This is a genomic window from Lactococcus sp. bn62, from assembly GCF_029492705.2.
GTDB lineage: Bacteria > Bacillota > Bacilli > Lactobacillales > Streptococcaceae > Lactococcus > Lactococcus petauri.
Map to the genome: position 1 here is coordinate 578,884 of NZ_CP120417.1, position 16,540 is coordinate 595,423.

18 protein-coding genes are annotated in these 16,540 nt (G+C 39.2%); all 18 read left to right on the forward strand.

Annotated features, from left to right (window positions below):
- Nucleotides 1-28 precede the first annotated feature (28 nt).
- The 18 genes from atpD to P3G65_RS03305 all read left to right on the forward strand — a co-directional run bounded on the left by atpD (nucleotide 29) and on the right by P3G65_RS03305 (nucleotide 16,491).
- Complete coding sequence (gene atpD, locus P3G65_RS03220; protein WP_004259151.1) at nucleotides 29-1,438, forward strand: F0F1 ATP synthase subunit beta; 1,410 nt, start codon at nucleotides 29-31, stop codon at nucleotides 1,436-1,438.
- 17 nt (nucleotides 1,439-1,455) lie between these two features.
- Complete coding sequence (locus P3G65_RS03225; protein ID WP_019292091.1) at nucleotides 1,456-1,881, forward strand: F0F1 ATP synthase subunit epsilon; 426 nt, start codon at nucleotides 1,456-1,458, stop codon at nucleotides 1,879-1,881.
- Nucleotides 1,882-2,066: 185 nt separating this feature from the next.
- Nucleotides 2,067-2,738, forward strand: coding sequence for a hypothetical protein (locus tag P3G65_RS03230; RefSeq protein WP_019292090.1), 672 nt, complete (start codon nucleotides 2,067-2,069; stop codon nucleotides 2,736-2,738).
- Nucleotides 2,739-2,769: 31 nt separating this feature from the next.
- Nucleotides 2,770-3,591 carry a hypothetical protein gene (locus tag P3G65_RS03235; protein WP_019292089.1) on the forward strand — a complete coding sequence of 274 codons (822 nt, stop codon included), beginning with the start codon at nucleotides 2,770-2,772 and terminating at the stop codon, nucleotides 3,589-3,591.
- 88 nt (nucleotides 3,592-3,679) lie between these two features.
- Entirely contained in the window at nucleotides 3,680-4,597 is a 918-nt protein-coding gene (locus P3G65_RS03240; protein ID WP_019292088.1) for a saccharopine dehydrogenase NADP-binding domain-containing protein, read from the forward strand.
- Between the two features lie 111 nt (nucleotides 4,598-4,708).
- Nucleotides 4,709-5,413 (forward strand): histidine phosphatase family protein, encoded by a 705-nt coding sequence (locus P3G65_RS03245; RefSeq protein ID WP_019292087.1) that lies wholly within the window; start codon nucleotides 4,709-4,711, stop codon nucleotides 5,411-5,413.
- Nucleotides 5,397-6,182: a M15 family metallopeptidase gene (locus P3G65_RS03250; protein WP_019292086.1), complete on the forward strand. Its 786-nt coding sequence runs from the start codon at nucleotides 5,397-5,399 to the stop codon at nucleotides 6,180-6,182. The genes P3G65_RS03245 and P3G65_RS03250 overlap by 17 nt, the downstream gene beginning before the upstream one ends.
- 31 nt (nucleotides 6,183-6,213) lie before the next feature.
- On the forward strand, nucleotides 6,214-6,618 hold the full coding sequence (locus tag P3G65_RS03255; protein ID WP_019293617.1) for a hypothetical protein: 405 nt from the start codon (nucleotides 6,214-6,216) through the stop codon (nucleotides 6,616-6,618).
- Nucleotides 6,619-6,756: 138 nt separating this feature from the next.
- Nucleotides 6,757-7,794, forward strand: coding sequence for a heat-inducible transcriptional repressor HrcA (gene hrcA / locus P3G65_RS03260; RefSeq protein ID WP_017368864.1), 1,038 nt, complete (start codon nucleotides 6,757-6,759; stop codon nucleotides 7,792-7,794).
- Nucleotides 7,795-7,797: 3 nt separating this feature from the next.
- Nucleotides 7,798-8,370, forward strand: a complete 573-nt coding sequence (gene grpE / locus P3G65_RS03265; protein ID WP_255357173.1) for a nucleotide exchange factor GrpE — start codon at nucleotides 7,798-7,800, stop codon at nucleotides 8,368-8,370.
- Nucleotides 8,371-8,447: 77 nt separating this feature from the next.
- Nucleotides 8,448-10,274: a molecular chaperone DnaK gene (dnaK, locus tag P3G65_RS03270; protein WP_004259123.1), complete on the forward strand. Its 1,827-nt coding sequence runs from the start codon at nucleotides 8,448-8,450 to the stop codon at nucleotides 10,272-10,274.
- A 148-nt stretch (nucleotides 10,275-10,422) separates the two neighbouring features.
- Entirely contained in the window at nucleotides 10,423-10,821 is a 399-nt protein-coding gene (locus P3G65_RS03275; RefSeq protein ID WP_019292082.1) for a Spx/MgsR family RNA polymerase-binding regulatory protein, read from the forward strand.
- 207 nt (nucleotides 10,822-11,028) lie between these two features.
- Nucleotides 11,029-11,730 carry a DeoR/GlpR family DNA-binding transcription regulator gene (locus P3G65_RS03280; RefSeq protein ID WP_019292081.1) on the forward strand — a complete coding sequence of 234 codons (702 nt, stop codon included), beginning with the start codon at nucleotides 11,029-11,031 and terminating at the stop codon, nucleotides 11,728-11,730.
- Nucleotides 11,727-12,653: a 1-phosphofructokinase gene (gene pfkB / locus P3G65_RS03285; RefSeq protein WP_019292080.1), complete on the forward strand. Its 927-nt coding sequence runs from the start codon at nucleotides 11,727-11,729 to the stop codon at nucleotides 12,651-12,653. Before P3G65_RS03280 ends, pfkB begins: the two co-directional genes overlap by 4 nt.
- 14 nt (nucleotides 12,654-12,667) lie before the next feature.
- Complete coding sequence (locus tag P3G65_RS03290; protein WP_019292079.1) at nucleotides 12,668-14,572, forward strand: fructose-specific PTS transporter subunit EIIC; 1,905 nt, start codon at nucleotides 12,668-12,670, stop codon at nucleotides 14,570-14,572.
- A gap of 111 nt (nucleotides 14,573-14,683) precedes the next feature.
- Entirely contained in the window at nucleotides 14,684-14,926 is a 243-nt protein-coding gene (locus tag P3G65_RS03295) for a type B 50S ribosomal protein L31 (RefSeq protein WP_003135050.1), read from the forward strand.
- 216 nt (nucleotides 14,927-15,142) lie between these two features.
- Nucleotides 15,143-15,694 carry a DUF177 domain-containing protein gene (locus P3G65_RS03300; RefSeq protein WP_019292078.1) on the forward strand — a complete coding sequence of 184 codons (552 nt, stop codon included), beginning with the start codon at nucleotides 15,143-15,145 and terminating at the stop codon, nucleotides 15,692-15,694.
- Between the two features lie 101 nt (nucleotides 15,695-15,795).
- On the forward strand, nucleotides 15,796-16,491 hold the full coding sequence (locus P3G65_RS03305) for a response regulator transcription factor (protein ID WP_019292077.1): 696 nt from the start codon (nucleotides 15,796-15,798) through the stop codon (nucleotides 16,489-16,491).
- Nucleotides 16,492-16,540: the final 49 nt, after the last annotated feature.

The following is a 16,540-nucleotide window of genomic DNA, read 5'->3' on the forward strand; positions in this document are numbered from 1 at the left end:
ACAGAAAAATAAACTAGGAGGAAAAATATTGAGTTCTGGTAAAATTACTCAGGTCATTGGTCCCGTTGTCGACGTTGAATTTGCGTCAGGCGCGACTCTTCCTGAGATTAATAACGCACTCATCGTTTATAAAGATGTAGACGGCGTTAAAACTAAAATCGTCCTTGAAGTGGCGTTGGAACTTGGTGATGGTGCCGTACGTACCATCGCTATGGAATCAACTGATGGCTTAACACGTGGACTTGAAGTTCTCGATACAGGTAAAGCAATCAGCGTACCTGTCGGTCAAGAAACACTTGGACGTGTCTTCAATGTACTTGGAGATGCTATCGATGGTGGCGAAGCGTTTGCTGAAAATGCAGAACGCAGTCCTATCCATAAAAAAGCGCCATCTTTTGATGAACTTTCAACAGCAAATGAAATTCTTGTTACAGGGATTAAAGTTATTGACTTACTTGCCCCATACCTTAAAGGTGGTAAGATTGGCTTGTTCGGGGGTGCCGGAGTTGGTAAAACCGTTCTTATCCAAGAATTGATTCACAACATTGCCCAAGAACACGGTGGTATTTCCGTATTTACTGGTGTTGGGGAACGTACTCGTGAAGGAAATGACCTTTACTGGGAAATGAAAGAATCAGGCGTTATTGAAAAAACAGCCATGGTCTTCGGTCAAATGAATGAGCCACCTGGAGCACGTATGCGTGTTGCTCTTACTGGTTTGACAATTGCTGAATATTTCCGTGATGTAGAAAAACAAGACGTTTTACTTTTCATTGATAATATCTTCCGTTTCACCCAAGCCGGTTCAGAAGTATCTGCCCTCTTAGGACGTATGCCATCAGCCGTTGGTTACCAACCTACGCTTGCAACCGAAATGGGTCAACTTCAAGAACGTATCACTTCAACAAAACAAGGTTCTGTAACTTCTATCCAAGCGATTTATGTCCCAGCCGATGACTATACTGACCCTGCGCCAGCAACAGCCTTCGCTCACTTGGATGCAACAACAAACTTGGAACGTCGTTTGACACAAATGGGTATCTACCCAGCCGTTGATCCATTGGCTTCTTCATCACGTGCGCTTACACCTGAAATTGTTGGTGAAGAACACTATGCAGTAGCTATGGAAGTACAACGTGTGCTCCAACGTTATAAAGAATTACAAGATATCATTGCTATTCTTGGTATGGATGAATTGTCTGATGATGAAAAAGTATTGGTTAACCGTGCACGTCGTATCCAATTCTTCCTCTCACAAAACTTTAACGTTGCCGAAACATTTACTGGTGTACCAGGATCATATGTACCAATTGAAAAAACTGTTGAAGATTTCAAAGCGATTCTTGACGGTAAATACGATTCAATCCCAGAAGATGCTTTCCGTGGTGTAGGTCCAATCGAAGACGTTCTTGAAAAAGCTAAAAAAATGGGTTATTAAGATAGGAGGTTGCTGAAATGAGTGAAAATGTCATGGCTATTCAAGTCATCACTCCTGCGGGTGTCGTTTATGATCACCATGCAACCTACATTCTTGCGCATACGATTGGTGGAGATATGGGGATTTTACCCAACATGATTTCCACAATCGCTGGTTTACAAATCAGTGAACTTAAGGTGCGCCGTCCTGATGATGTGAAGCACGTTGATTATATTGCTGTTAATGGCGGTATTATTGAAGTGAAGGATAGTATGATTACAGTGATCGCAGACTCTGCTGAGCGTAATCGTGATATCGATGTTCCACGTGCCGAACGTGCAAAACTTCGTGCTGAAAAAGAGCTTGAAGAAGCTAAAGCGGCACATAAGACTGATGAAGCTAAACGTGCCGAAGTTGCACTTCATCGCGCGATTAACCGATTGAATGTATCGAAACACAATTAATAAAAGAATAAAAAACATCCTTAGGATGTTTTTTTGTTATTTAATATAAATGTAACAAAAAACAGCAAATTAAAATGTTAAAATGTAAATAATAAGTCTTTTTTACTGTTTGATGAATAAATAGTTACGGATGATGGATTTTTGGAACAATTTAGAAATGTAGTATTGAGAAGAGAGAGGGAATTATGGGAAAGGAGGAAAGTGTGGCATTGGATCATTGCCAAGAACTGATGGAAATAGTCGAAACAATAGAAGACAAACTCCATCAACTTGAAGTTATAAAGATCGAATTTCGTCAAGAAATTCAGTACAAAATTAATTACCGCTCGGCTTTACTTGCGTTCAGCTTTCCTGTCCTTATCTTAGCTTTTTATATTATAAACGATTTTTCTTTTATACATGGTCATGGGCAACTGGATCGTTCCGCTTTAGAAACCTTCTTAATCACGTTTATGTTGAGCTTTGCCTTATGGGCTCTGGGAATTTTTCTAAATGATATTTTCAAAAAGATATTTGGAAGTAATACACTTCCCATTGGGCGAAAAGCTCTTGTTAAGCAACTTTTTCCTAAATACAATCAAAAAAGTCAATGTCTGATTGATAGTCTAGAGGAATTGTTGGGATCTGAGACATTAATAAGTACTGAACTCCCTGAAAAGTATCTGAATGTCAAGAGCTTGAACTATATTATTGAGGTCTTAAGTGTAGAAGATGTTCAAACTTTGCATGAAGCAGTTGAACTATTAGAGCTAGAAATAAAAAATTCTCGTGTTGAGCAAAGTTTAATGGCTGAGCCAAGTATCCGTCGAGCGCAAGAAGCGATAGCAACCCAGCATACGTTCAAACAAGGTGTATAGTAGAAATAATGAGAAAGGAGGCAAAAAGCGAATGAGAAAGAAAAGATATTGTATAATTTTAGCAACCACCATAGTATTAGGGCAAACAATCATTCTGAACCCGAGCCAAGCTTATTCTGCATCAGTTTCACGTGTCCAAGCCGAAGAACTGCAGGACAAAAGTGCCAATAATTCGTTAACCGAGGAAGCAAATACAGGCGGTGGATCGACAACACCTGAAAACCCTCAGCCTATTACGCCGACAATGCCTCCGATCGTTCCAGAAACACCAGATATTACACTTCCGCCAGTAACCATAGGTGAACCTGTTCCTATCACACCAACAGTCCCCATAATTCCGGATAATACTCTTCCTTTGGTACCTGTAGGCGAACCTGTGCCGATTACACCTACAGCACCTCCAATTGTACCAGAGCAGCCGGATAATAGTTTACCTTCAATTTCACTCACAACACCAGAAAAAGTAGAGGTACAGAACCCGGAGTCGGATACAGAAAGAGATCAACCTCTTAAAAATCTGGAAGCACATAATCAAGATAAAAAGGATACAACAGAAGTTACCCCAGCAGAAACTATAAAGCCACAAGAAATAGAAAATAAGAATACAACTACTCAAGTTTCTACCAAAGGAGAACTTCTTTATACCTGGGGGGAAGCAAATATCCCACTGATGTCACAACATACCTCTATCAATTCACTTGATGATGCGGATAAGGATGCTGTAACGCGTAAACATGCCATAGCTGTGCATGCAGCTGGGACAGGAGGAGTAGTTACAGGAATAGGGACCTCTGTACTCCTTCTCGGAATCCTCAAGAAAGCCAGTTGGCTAAAACAAATCTTTGGTAAATAAAAGAAAAAATCTCTGAAAAAAGGGATTTTTTTTGATACAATGAAACAAACAATGAGGAGAAATCCTCTAAAATTTAAAGGAGATTCAGATGCGTAAAGTAGGTATAATTGGGTTAGGGAATGTCGGAGCAATGATTGCTCAAATGATTGTTCAAGCAGGCTATGTTGATGAATTAGTCCTTATTGATAAAAATACTGCAAAATCTAAAGCGGAAGCTTTTGACATGCTTGATGCAGCTAGCCTACTCAATAGTCATACAAAGATTACTGTAGGCGATTATCCAGACCTTTCTGATGCAGAAGTCGTTATTTCTGCTTTGGGCCATATCAAAGCTCTTGATGCCCAAGATCGTTTCCAAGAGTTGAAAATTAATACACCCATGGTCAAAGCAGTGGCAGATGAAATTAATGCTTCAGGCTTTAATGGTGTTTTCTTAATCGTAACCAACCCTAATGACGTGATTGCACAGCTTTATTCACAAGCTCTTAACCTTCCCAAAAACCAAGTTTTTGGAACAGGAACATATTTAGATTCGGCTCGTTTGCACCGTTATATTGCTGAAGAAGCAGGTGTAGATGCGAGAAGTGTGAGCGGCTATATGCTTGGTGAACATGGTGATTCACAATTTGCAGCGTGGTCAACAGTAAATATTGGTGGCGTACCATTTAAAAAAACAGCAGTGACAAACAATTTTGACCTTGAAAAAATCGAAGATTCAGCACGCCATGGCGGTTTTGTCGTATATGAAGGAAAGGGCTATACGAACTTTGCTATTGCTGCAGCTTCAGTGAGTCTAATGAATCTCATTTTATCTGATGCCAAAGCAGTTGTGGTCTGCTCGCATTACGATGCTGAACTTGATGCGTATTTGTCAACGCCAGCACTTGTTGGACGCGATGGTGCACAAGCTTATCCTGGATTTATCGAAAGCATCAGCAAAGAAGAAGCGGATAAATTGAAAGACTCAGCACGTGAGATTCAAGAAAAAATCAAAAAATTTAGCTAAAAATAGCCTATAGATAGAAAATCTCTTATATAAGAAGAGGTTTTTTTCTCTGTTCAATTGCTTTGAAATAAAGTATAATTAAAGATATATAATAGAAGATAAGGTGAGTTCATGGTTGAGGTTTATTTAGTAAGACACGGAAAAACAATGTTTAATACAATCGGCAGAGCCCAAGGTTGGTCGGACACACCGCTCACTGCTGAAGGTGAACGTGGTGCTATGGAACTAGGGCTAGGCTTCAAAGCTAAAGGGTTGAAGTTTGATCGAGCTTATTCTTCTGACTCTGGCAGAACAATACAAACGATGGGCTTTATCTTGGAATACTCCGAGAATAAAGATATTCCTTATAAGATGGACAAGCGTATTCGTGAATGGTGTTTTGGTTCTTTTGATGGGGGATATGATGGCGAACTCTTTGATGGGGTTCTTCCTATTATCTTTGCTGAAAAAGGTATGCAAGAGACAGGGAAGTTCCCTTCAGATGAAGAACTAGCGCGTGCTATTTATGAAGTCGATACTGCAGGATGGGCGGAAACTTGGGAAGAACTCTCTGGACGTATTATGAATGGCTTTTCTGATATGGCAACTGAAGCAGAAGCAGCGGGAGCGAAAAATATCGTCATAGTTAGTCATGGGATGACGATTGCAAGCTATATCAAAATGCTTCGTCCAGATAAAGAACGTCCGCATAATTTGGATAATGGTTCCGTGACACATCTGACTTTTGAAAATGGAAAATTTGAAGTAGGAGATATCGGATCAATGGAGTATCGCAAACTTGGAGCAGAAATCATAAAAAATGCAAAGAAGAACTAAAAAAAGAAAACTCAAAAAAAGTAGAGTAATTGGAAGTTTCATTATTCTCTTGGTCTTCATTGGACTATGTGTATTTGCTGTAAGTAAACTCAAGACACAAGTCACGAAAAAAACGGCTGAGCCAAGACAAACTTCACCTTCAAGTTCGCCAGCTGAAAGTAAGGCAACTGATTTACCGGAAGCTCATCGTTCTGACTGGAATCTTGTTCTGGTAAACAGGGAAAATCCAAAAGAGGAACTCTCCCCAGAGCTTACAACTGTTGGCACTGTGCAGGTTGATCAACGTATCGCAGATGCTCTTGTAAAATTTTTAGCAGCAGCGCAAGCTATTGATCCCTCAGAACACTTGATTTCGGCATATCGCTCAGTGGCTTATCAAGAACAACTCTTCAATACTTATGTGGAAAATGAAATGGTTGGTGCTGCAGGATCAGTCAATAACACAGGGCAACCTATATCTCGTGAGCAAGCTGAAACTAATGTTAAGACTTATTCACAGCCTGCAGGTAGCTCAGAGCACCAAACAGGCTTAGCTGTTGATATGTCGACAGTAGATGCTTTGAACCAAAGCCCTGAAGATGTAGTCGCACAAGTGAAGAAAATTGCACCTGAGTACGGTTTTGTACTACGTTTCCCGGAAGGCGGAAAAGCATCCACTGGTGTGGATTATGAGGATTGGCATTTTCGTTATGTAGGTGTGGATAATGCCAAATATATGACAAAACACAACCTTACACTTGAAGAATATTTGAAGTTATTGCCCCAGTAAAATAAAGGGCGTTAAAAGGAGTCACACAACAATGTTGAATAAAGCCTACTTGATTTTATATGCTAATATTGCCTTATTTCTCTATACTTTAATGATTATTGCACAACGGCTTTTAGCATCACCCAATACCTTTACGACGGTTTTTCAAAATACAAGCCGCACAATAACGGGATTTATCAATAAAACTCTGGCTCCAGTAGCCCAATGGCAAAATATAATAGAAATACTCTTGGTTTTCCTTCTCATCTTACTCATACTCCGCTTTTTCAATGTGGGATTATGGATTTTAGAGATAGCGGCTGTGCTGGTAATTGTTGATTGGGGCTATCAATATCTCATGCATCAGCAAAATCTAGCGCTATTATTTCCACTAGCTGTCATGCTTGTTAGTCTCTTTAGCATCCGTTTCATTGCTAAAGAAGTAGGATTTATTTAAAAAAACAAAAATTAGCACTCTATAAAAAAGAGTGCTAATTTTTGGTTTTTTTGCTTGACAAGATAGGAGATAAGGGTTATAATAATATTGTTAGCACTTGAGGGTGGTAAGTGCTAAAAGCGAAGAAAGGAGACAAAGATGATTACAGAACGGCAACAACAGATTTTGGATTTGATTGTCTCACTTTACGCTAAAGAGCACACGCCCGTTGGTTCTAAAGCTTTATTGGAACAGATTAAAGCATCAAGTGCGACAATCAGAAATGATATGAAAGCCTTGGAAAATCTTGGACTCATTCAAAAAGAACATACATCAAGTGGGCGTGTTCCTAGTATTTCAGGTTACAAATACTTTGTAGAAAATGTATTGCGCTTGGAAGAATTTACACAAAATGATCTTTTTCAAATTATGAAATCCTTTGATGGTGAGTTTTATCGCTTATCGGATTTATTTGAAAGAGCAAGTGAAGTTCTCTCAAGATTGACCGGCTTAACTTCTTTCGTACTTAATGTTCCTCAGAAAGAGCAAGTCTTACAGTCCTTTGAACTTGTCACTTTAGATAATCACTCGATGTTGACAGTGATGACCTTAGCGACAGGCGAACTTCGGACAAATCAGTTTGTACTCCCCAAAAGTATGAGTGAACATGACTTGCAAGTCTTTACACGGTTGATTAAAGAACGTTTAGTGGGTAAGAAAGTTCTTGATGTGCATTATGCGTTGAGGACGGATATCCCACAGATAGTACAGCGTTACTTTAAAACAACTGGTGATGTCTTGGAGCTCTTTGAATCCGTCTTTGCAGATTTGTTCACAGAACATTTGACAAGTAGCGGACGTGAATATGTCTTTGATTTTGCCACAGACAATCTTTCTGAGCTTTATAAAATTTTAAGCGATGATACACGTATGGCTCAAGAAATACGAGAATTAACAAGTACAGATGAGATGCGTTCGGTTGTCATTGACAATATGTCTTATTTTGCTAACCTAACGTTGATCAGTCAAAAGTTTGTTATTCCATATCGTGGTTTAGGAACGCTGACAGTCATTGGTCCTGTAGAACAAGATTATCAGAAAACCTTGAGTACACTGGACTTACTTGCGAAAGTCTTAAGTATGAAACTCATGGACTATTATCGTTACCTTGATGGTAACCATTATGAGATAAGTTAATATATGAAATTATTTAAAAGAAAAGGAAACAATATGGCTGAAGAAAATAAAGAAGAATTAAAGAAAAAAGATCAGGAAGAAGAAGTTGTCGAAGAGCTTACTGAAGAAGCACTTGAAGATATCGTCGAAGAAGAAGTTTCTGAGCTTGATGCAGCTGTAGCAAAGGCTGAAGAATGGGAAAATAAATTTCTCCGTATTAGCGCAGAAATCCAAAATATTCAACGCCGTGCCAACGAAGAACGTTCTAGTATCTTGAAATATCGCTCACAAGATTTGGCGAAAAAGATTTTGCCAAGCTTAGATAACTTGGAGCGTGCACTTGCTGTTGAAGGATTAACAGAAGATGTCAAAAAAGGTTTAGAAATGACGCGAGAAAGCTTGATCAACGCACTTAAAGAAGAAGGCGTTACAGAAGTCAAAGCAGACGGAGCCTTTGATCCAAACTTCCATATGGCTGTGCAAACTGTCCCAGCTGATGATGAGCATCCTGCAGATCATGTCGTTCAAGTCTTCCAAAAAGGCTACCAAATCCATGATCGTATCCTTCGTCCAGCAATGGTCGTTGTTGCACAATAAGAAACAAGAAGTGACCGAAATGTCCTTAAACTATAAGAATAGATAAAAACAATAAAATAAAAAAAGAGGTAAAGCATATGTCTAAAATTATTGGTATTGACCTTGGTACAACAAACTCAGCAGTAGCAGTTCTCGAAGGAACTGAAGCAAAAATTATTCCAAATCCAGAAGGAAATCGTACAACACCATCTGTTGTCGCTTTTAAAAATGGTGAAATTCAAGTTGGTGATGCTGCAAAACGCCAAGCCGTAACAAACCCAGATACAATCATCTCAATCAAATCTAAAATGGGTACAAGTGAAAAAGTTTCTGCCGGTGGTAAAGAGTACACACCTCAAGAAATTTCAGCAATGATTCTTCAAAACTTGAAAGCAACAGCTGAAGCATACTTGGGCGAAAAAGTTGAAAAAGCAGTTATTACAGTCCCAGCATACTTCAACGATGCACAACGTCAAGCAACAAAAGATGCTGGTAAAATCGCTGGTCTTGAAGTAGAACGTATCGTTAACGAACCAACAGCAGCAGCTCTTGCTTACGGTATGGACAAACAAGACAAAGATGAAAAAATTCTTGTCTTTGACCTTGGTGGTGGTACATTTGACGTTTCAATCCTTGAACTAGGTGATGGTGTCTTCGATGTATTGTCAACAGCAGGTAACAACAAACTTGGTGGTGATGACTTTGACCAAGCTATCATTGATTACATGGTCGCAGAATTCAAGAAAGAAAACGGCATTGACCTTTCACAAGATAAAATGGCCCTTCAACGTTTGAAAGATGCAGCTGAAAAAGCGAAAAAAGACCTTTCAGGTGTAACTTCTACTCAAATTTCATTGCCGTTCATCACAGCTGGCGCTGCTGGCCCACTTCACTTGGAAATGACACTTACACGTGCTAAATTTGACGAATTGACTGCTTCATTGGTTGAAGCAACACGCGAACCTGTACGTCAAGCCCTTTCTGATGCTGGTCTTTCAACTTCTGATATCGATGAAGTTCTTCTTGTTGGTGGTTCAACTCGTATCCCAGCAGTTGTTGATCTTGTTCAAAAAGAAACAGGTAAAACACCAAACAAATCTGTTAACCCAGACGAAGTTGTTGCTATGGGTGCAGCAATCCAAGGTGGTGTCATCACTGGTGACGTTAAAGACGTTGTCCTTCTTGACGTAACTCCACTTTCACTTGGTATTGAAACAATGGGTTCTGTATTTACAAAACTTATCGAACGTAATACAACAATTCCAACATCTAAATCACAAGTCTTCTCAACTGCAGCAGATAACCAACCAGCAGTAGATATCCACGTCCTTCAAGGTGAACGTCCAATGGCAGCAGATAACAAATCATTGGGTCGCTTCCAATTGACAGATATCCCTGCCGCACCACGTGGTGTGCCACAAATCGAAGTCACATTCGACATCGACAAAAACGGTATCGTATCTGTTAAAGCAAAAGATTTGGGTACGCAAAAAGAACAAACAATCGTTATCAAATCTAACTCAGGTCTTTCTGACGAAGAAATCGATAAAATGATGAAAGATGCTGAAGCAAATGCTGATGCTGACGCAAAACGTAAAGAAGAAGTAGACACACGTAACGAAGCGGATGCTCTTGTTTTCCAAACTGAAAAAACAATCAAAGAACTTGAAGGTAAAGTTGACGAAGCAGAAGTTAAAAAAGCAGAAGATGCTAAAGAAGAGTTGAAGAAAGCTCTTGAAGGTGAAGATATTGCCGATATCAAAGCTAAATCAGAAGCACTTAGCGAAATTGCGCAAAATCTCGCAGTAAAACTTTACGAACAAGCCAGCGCTGAACAAGCAGCAGCAGAAGGACAAGAAGCTGGATCAGAAGAAGGTCCTAAAGATGACAATACTGTTGATGGTGACTTTGAAGAAGTTAAATAAAACCGTAGTTCATAAAATAAAAAAGTTCGAGATATTGATGCTCGGCTTTTTTATTTTTTCTGAAAACCGTTTCATTTGTTTTCAATCTCATAAAATAAGATAATAAAAATAAGAAAGAGAACCTGGACGTGATAGAAAGGAGGTCGGCATGCTTAAGATTTATACCATCTCCTCTAATCAGGAGACGAAAGCAGTAGAGAGCTGGCTCTATGCCCATAAAGTCAAGTTTGTCGAAGTTGATCTTCTCAAAGAACTGGTTTCGACTGAGGAAATTCTCCGAATTGTTTCTTTAACTGAACATGGAGTTGAAGAGATTATCGCAACAGAAACACGGGCTTACACACGTTTGAACCTTAATTTCAATGACTTGAAGTTAGAAGATTTTATGGAGCTGTTAGAAGAAAATGCTACTCTATTGAAAGTTCCACTTATGTTGGATGAAAAACAACTTCAAATCGGTTTTGATGAAGATAAGATGCAAAGGTTTTTAGAAAAGCCAAGTAAAAAAGTTACTGACATAGAACAGCAAAAAATGCAAACAGGCTAGGTTCTCTAAAGAGCAAAGGAAGCGTAATTCCTGGCTCTTTTTTTATTTAAGGATAGTACATGAAGGAAATCTATATAAATAAGGATAGTACATGAAGGAAATCTATATAAATTTTTTTCTTTTTTTGTAGTTTTTGGAAGTTTTTGATTGACTTTGAAAGAAAATGGTGTATAATATAAATGTAAACGAATTCAGGAGGAGGGTCATATGCTCGCGACGGAACGCAAGGAAAAAATAATGAGCTTGCTCAAAGAGCAAAGAACAGCGACTTTAGAAGAACTTTCAACAATAACTCAAGCTTCTGTCTCGACTTTAAGGAGAGATCTCAATGAGCTTGAAGAAGAAAATGCCTTACGTCGTGTTCATGGAGGCGCAGAACTCCAACAAGATCTTTCAGAAGAGTTATCTATCTTTGAGAAATCTTCCAAAAACGTTCAAGAAAAAGAAAAAATCGCAACTATAGCTTTTGAAAAGATAAAAGAAGGCGACATTATTTACTTGGATGCTGGAACTACAGTTGCGCCACTTTGCCATTTGCTTAATCAGTCGGGCAAGCGTGTCACTATCGTGACTAATTCGATTAGCCATTTACCAAAATTAACCAGTGAAAACCTCATCGTTTATTTGCTTGGTGGTCGAGTGAAACGTCAAACTGATGCCATCATTGGCAGTTCGGCCATCGCTCAACTTAGTACTTACCGTTTTAATCTTGCATTTATCGGAGCTAATGCTTTTGATGAAGAGCTGGGGGCTATGACACCGGACAGTGAAGAAGCAGCGATTAAGTCACAGGCCATTCGTCAAAGCCGGACAAGCTATCTCCTCCTGGACAGTAGTAAAATCGGTCAAACAAGCTTTGTTAAGTTTGCAGAAAGTGACCAAATAAAACTTATAACGGAGAAATTATGATATACACAGTAACACTAAATCCAGCATTAGATTATTTCATGGATTTTGATCAGGCTAAACTTGGACAAGTCAACCGAGCGACAGAAACGCGTATGCTTCCTGGTGGTAAAGGAATTGTTGAAAGTCGCATGATGTCCCTTTTAAAGGTAGAAAATACGGCTCTTGGTTTTCTTGGTGGTTTCCCTGGGAAATTCATTCAAGATTATCTTGAAAATATCGGAAGTCAGTCCGATTTTACTCCAATTGCAGGAACAACACGCATTAATACAAAAATCAAAGTCAATGCGCAAGAGGAAACCTCCTTTGATGCTGCTGGACCAGACTTATCAGATGCTGAAATTCAGGCCTTCCTAAGTAAATTTGACGATCTACAAAGTGATGACATTGTCGTTTTTGCTGGTACTATCCCTAAAGCTTTAGGGGAAGACTTCTATGAAGTTTTGATTGAGAAAGTAAAAGCCAGAGGCGCACAGTTTGCTATTGATGTTGACGGACAAAAGTTGCTGAAAACATTGAAATATGAGCCACTCGTCATCAAACCTAATCGTGAAGAATTGGAAGAAATCTATTCTGTTAAGTTTAAATCCAAAGAAGATATTATCCCTTATGGTCAAAAACTTTTGGCAGAAGGAGCACAAAATGTCATGATTTCTATGGCAGGTGATGGTGCTTTACTCTTCACAGGTAAGGAAACTTATTTTGCCGCTCCAATCAAAGGAGAGTTGAAAAACTCTATCGGTGCAGGAGATTCAACAGTTGCAGGTTTCCTGGCCGAGTGGAGCCGCAGTCAGGATACTTTAGCTGCCTTTAAACAAGGTGTTGCCTGTGGTACAGCTAAGGTCTTCTCAGAAGATATGCCGAGTGAAAGCTTCTTAAAAGAATGCTTTGAAAAAGTAACAATCGAAAAAATAAACGAAGATTAGAAAAGAGGATGATTATGGAAATCAAAGATTTACTCAAAACAGAAGTCATGATTTTGGACCTTCAAGCAACGACTAAAGAAGCTGCTGTGGATGAAATGGTAAACAAGTTAGTCGCAGAAGGTTACGTCAGTGATTTTGATACATTTAAAGCTGGAATTATGGCTCGTGAAGCGCAAACTTCAACTGGTTTGGGCGATGGTATTGCCATGCCACACAGCAAGAATAAAGCTGTCAATGAAGCTGTTGTCCTATTTGCAAAATCAAATGCAGGTGTGGATTATGCAGCCCTAGACGGACAACCTGTCAATCTTTTCTTCATGATTGCAGCACCAGAAGGCGCAAATGACACACACTTGGAAGCTTTAGCACAACTTTCTAAGTTCCTCTTGCAAGCTGGATTTACAGACAAAGTAAAAGAAGCAAAATATCCGCGTCAAGTCTTAGAGCTTTTCTCTGAAGATACAGAAGAAATTGAGCAAGTCACTGATAGCGAGCATTATGTTTTAGCCGTAACAGCATGTACGACAGGTATTGCACATACTTATATGGCTGAAGAAGCACTTAAAAAACAAGCTGCTGAAATGGGCATCGCTATTAAAGTTGAAACAAATGGGGCGCGTGGGATTGACCACAAGCTGACTGCTGAAGATATTCAAAAAGCTGACGGTATCATCGTTGCAGCGGATAAGAAAGTGGAAATGAACCGTTTTGCAGGGAAACCGATGGTGCAAGTTCCTGTCGCTGCCGCTATTCGTCAACCCGAAGAACTCATTAATAAGGCAGTTTCTGGTAATGCACCAAAATTTGAAGCTGATGCCGCTGATGAGGCAAAAGAAGAAAGCTCTGGCGGTATTGGTAAAGCCTTCTACAAACACCTTATGGGTGGTGTATCTGCAATGTTACCATTCGTTGTTGGTGGTGGTATCTTGATTGCTCTTGCCTTCTTGATAGACCAATCAATGGGTGTTCCTAAAGATCAATTGGCCAACCTTGGTTCTTATCATCCGATTGCGGCTTACTTTAAAAATATCGGGGGCGCAGCCTTTGCTTTCATGCTTCCAGTCCTAGCTGGTTTTATCGCCAACTCAATTGCAGATAAACCTGGTTTAGTTGCAGGTTTCGTTGCGGGTTCAATGGCTGCCTCTGGTCTTGCCTTTGGCAAACTTGATCCGGCTACAATGATTCCATCAGGTTTCCTTGGCGCTTTAGTTGGTGGTTTCATTGCTGGTGGTGTCATTATCCTCTTGCGTAAGCTCTTGACTGTCTTGCCTAAATCGTTAGATGGGATTAAAGCAATCTTGATTTTCCCACTTTTAGGGACATTCATCACAGGATTGCTCATGCTTTTCATCAATATTCCGATGGCAGCAATCAATACAGGCCTTTCAAACTTCTTGAACAGCCTTAATGGAGCATCAGCTTTAGTTCTTGGTATTATCGTTGGTGGTATGATGGCAGTTGACCTTGGTGGACCAATTAACAAAGCTGCTTATATCTTCGGTACAGGAACATTGGCCGCAAGTGTTGCTACTGGTGGCTCAGTCGTTATGGCAGCAGTTATGGCTGGTGGTATGGTTCCACCTCTTGCAACTACAGTTGCCGTCCTCTTCTTCAAAAATAAATTTACAAAAGAAGAACGTCAATCAGGTTTAACAAATATTGTTATGGGACTTTCATTTATTACAGAAGGTTCCATCCCATTTGGTGCTGCTGACCCAGCACGTGCTATTCCTTCATTTGTTGTTGGTTCAGCCTTAGCAGGTGGACTCGTTGGTGCGGCAGGTCTTAAATTGATGGCACCACACGGGGGTATCTTCGTCTTAGCTCTAACAAATGGCCCACTTTTATACCTTCTCTTTGTTTTGATTGGTGCTCTTGTTTCTGGTTTGATGTTCGGTTATTTGAAAAAAGAAAAATAGTATTTTAAATAACAAAAAAGCTTGAATTTCAGCAACAAATCTGTTAGAATATTAAGGTCTAACAAACTTTGGTCTGGCAAACAGTCCAAGGCAGAAAGGAAATTTTGCAAAATGAAAAAAGACATCCATCCTAATTACCAACCTGTTGTGTTCTTGGATACAACTACTGGTTTTAAATTCTTGAGCGGTTCAACTAAAGGTTCGAAAGAAACTGTTGAATGGGAAGACGGAAACACTTATCCATTGATTCGTGTGGAAATCTCTTCTGACTCACATCCATTCTACACTGGCCGTCAAAAATTCCAAGCAGCGGACGGACGTATCGCTCGTTTCAACAAGAAATATGGAAAATAAAAAAGTGCTTCGGCGCTTTTTTATTATCGCTCTAATTTGCTATGGTAAATCAAGTCCAACTGTAAGCAAATTCTGAACATCTTTTAGTTCATTGGGCTATAAAAATTAAAAAAAATATCATATAATAGAAACAGATAGTATACACATATAAAATTAAAGGCATGCGTGAATATGCCTTCTTTTAAACTCACTATAAAGATAAAGGAAAAATAAAATATGAAATGGTCTATTTTAGAAGTATCAAAAAAGAAAATAATTAAATTCGAAGAAGCGCTTGATTTAACGCAAGAACTTAAGCAACGCTCAGAAGAAATCCTTGATGCAAAACCTGTAAATGTTCAAGGACAAATCGCCTATGACGATGGCATCTATTACTTGGATTATACACTTGAAGTGGATTTGACTTTACCATCATCACGGAGCTTGAAGCCAGTAGAGTATCTTATGTCAATCGCTGTGAATGAAGCCTTCACCACAGATGAGTTTCTTAAAAAGAATGAAGATTTACTGGACAGTGACATAATATTTACATTGGAAGCAGATTGGATTAGTCTATCAGAATCGGTAGCTGATAATATTCTTTTAGAAATTCCCTTGCAAATTTTAGCAGAAGATGAGAAAGCTGGAGCCACAAGTTTACCTTCTGGCAAGAACTGGTCTGTCTTGTCTGAAGCAGACTATCAGAAACAAAAAGAAGAAGAAGCAGATAAAGAAAATAAATCACCTTTTGCAGGATTGGCAGATTTCTTTTCCGAAGAAAAAAATTAAGAAAAATCTCATAAAACACTTGCAACAAAATTACAATTATATTATAATTTCATTATAGAGGAAATAAAATTAAAAAGAAAAGATATTAATGAGGCTAAACTATGAATTCATCTAAACGTATTTTGATTATCGAAGACGATAAAAACATTGCGAGATTTGTTTCACTTGAGCTTGAACACGAAGGATATCAAACTGCGGTTCAAGACAATGGTCGTAAAGGTCTTGAAGAAGCAATGTCAAAAGATTATGATTTGATTTTGCTCGACTTAATGCTCCCAGAGCTGGATGGCTTTGAAGTTGCACGACGCTTACGCCGTGAAAAAGATACACATATTATTATGATGACTGCACGTGATTCAACTATGGACCGTGTAGCAGGTCTTGATATTGGAGCGGATGACTATATTACAAAACCATTCGCAATTGAAGAATTGTTAGCGCGTGTCCGTTCACTCTTCCGTCGTGAAGACCATATCCACACGATTGAAAAATCAGACAATACTTCATTCCGTGATTTGGTAATTGATAAAACAAACCGCACTGTACATCGCGGAAAAAAAGTTATTGACCTTACACGTCGTGAATACGATTTGCTTTTGACCCTGATGCAAAATGTGGGTGATGTCGTAACACGCGAATACTTGGTTTCTGAAGTATGGGGTTACGAAGAAGGTACAGAAACAAACGTTGTTGACGTTTATATCCGCTATTTGCGTAACAAAATTGACGTGGAAGGCCGCGAAAGTTATATTCAAACGGTTCGTGGTATGGGATATGTCATGCGTGACCGCAAATAATATAGGGAATATATAAGAAGATTTCTAGTGGTTTTGCCACTAGATTTAT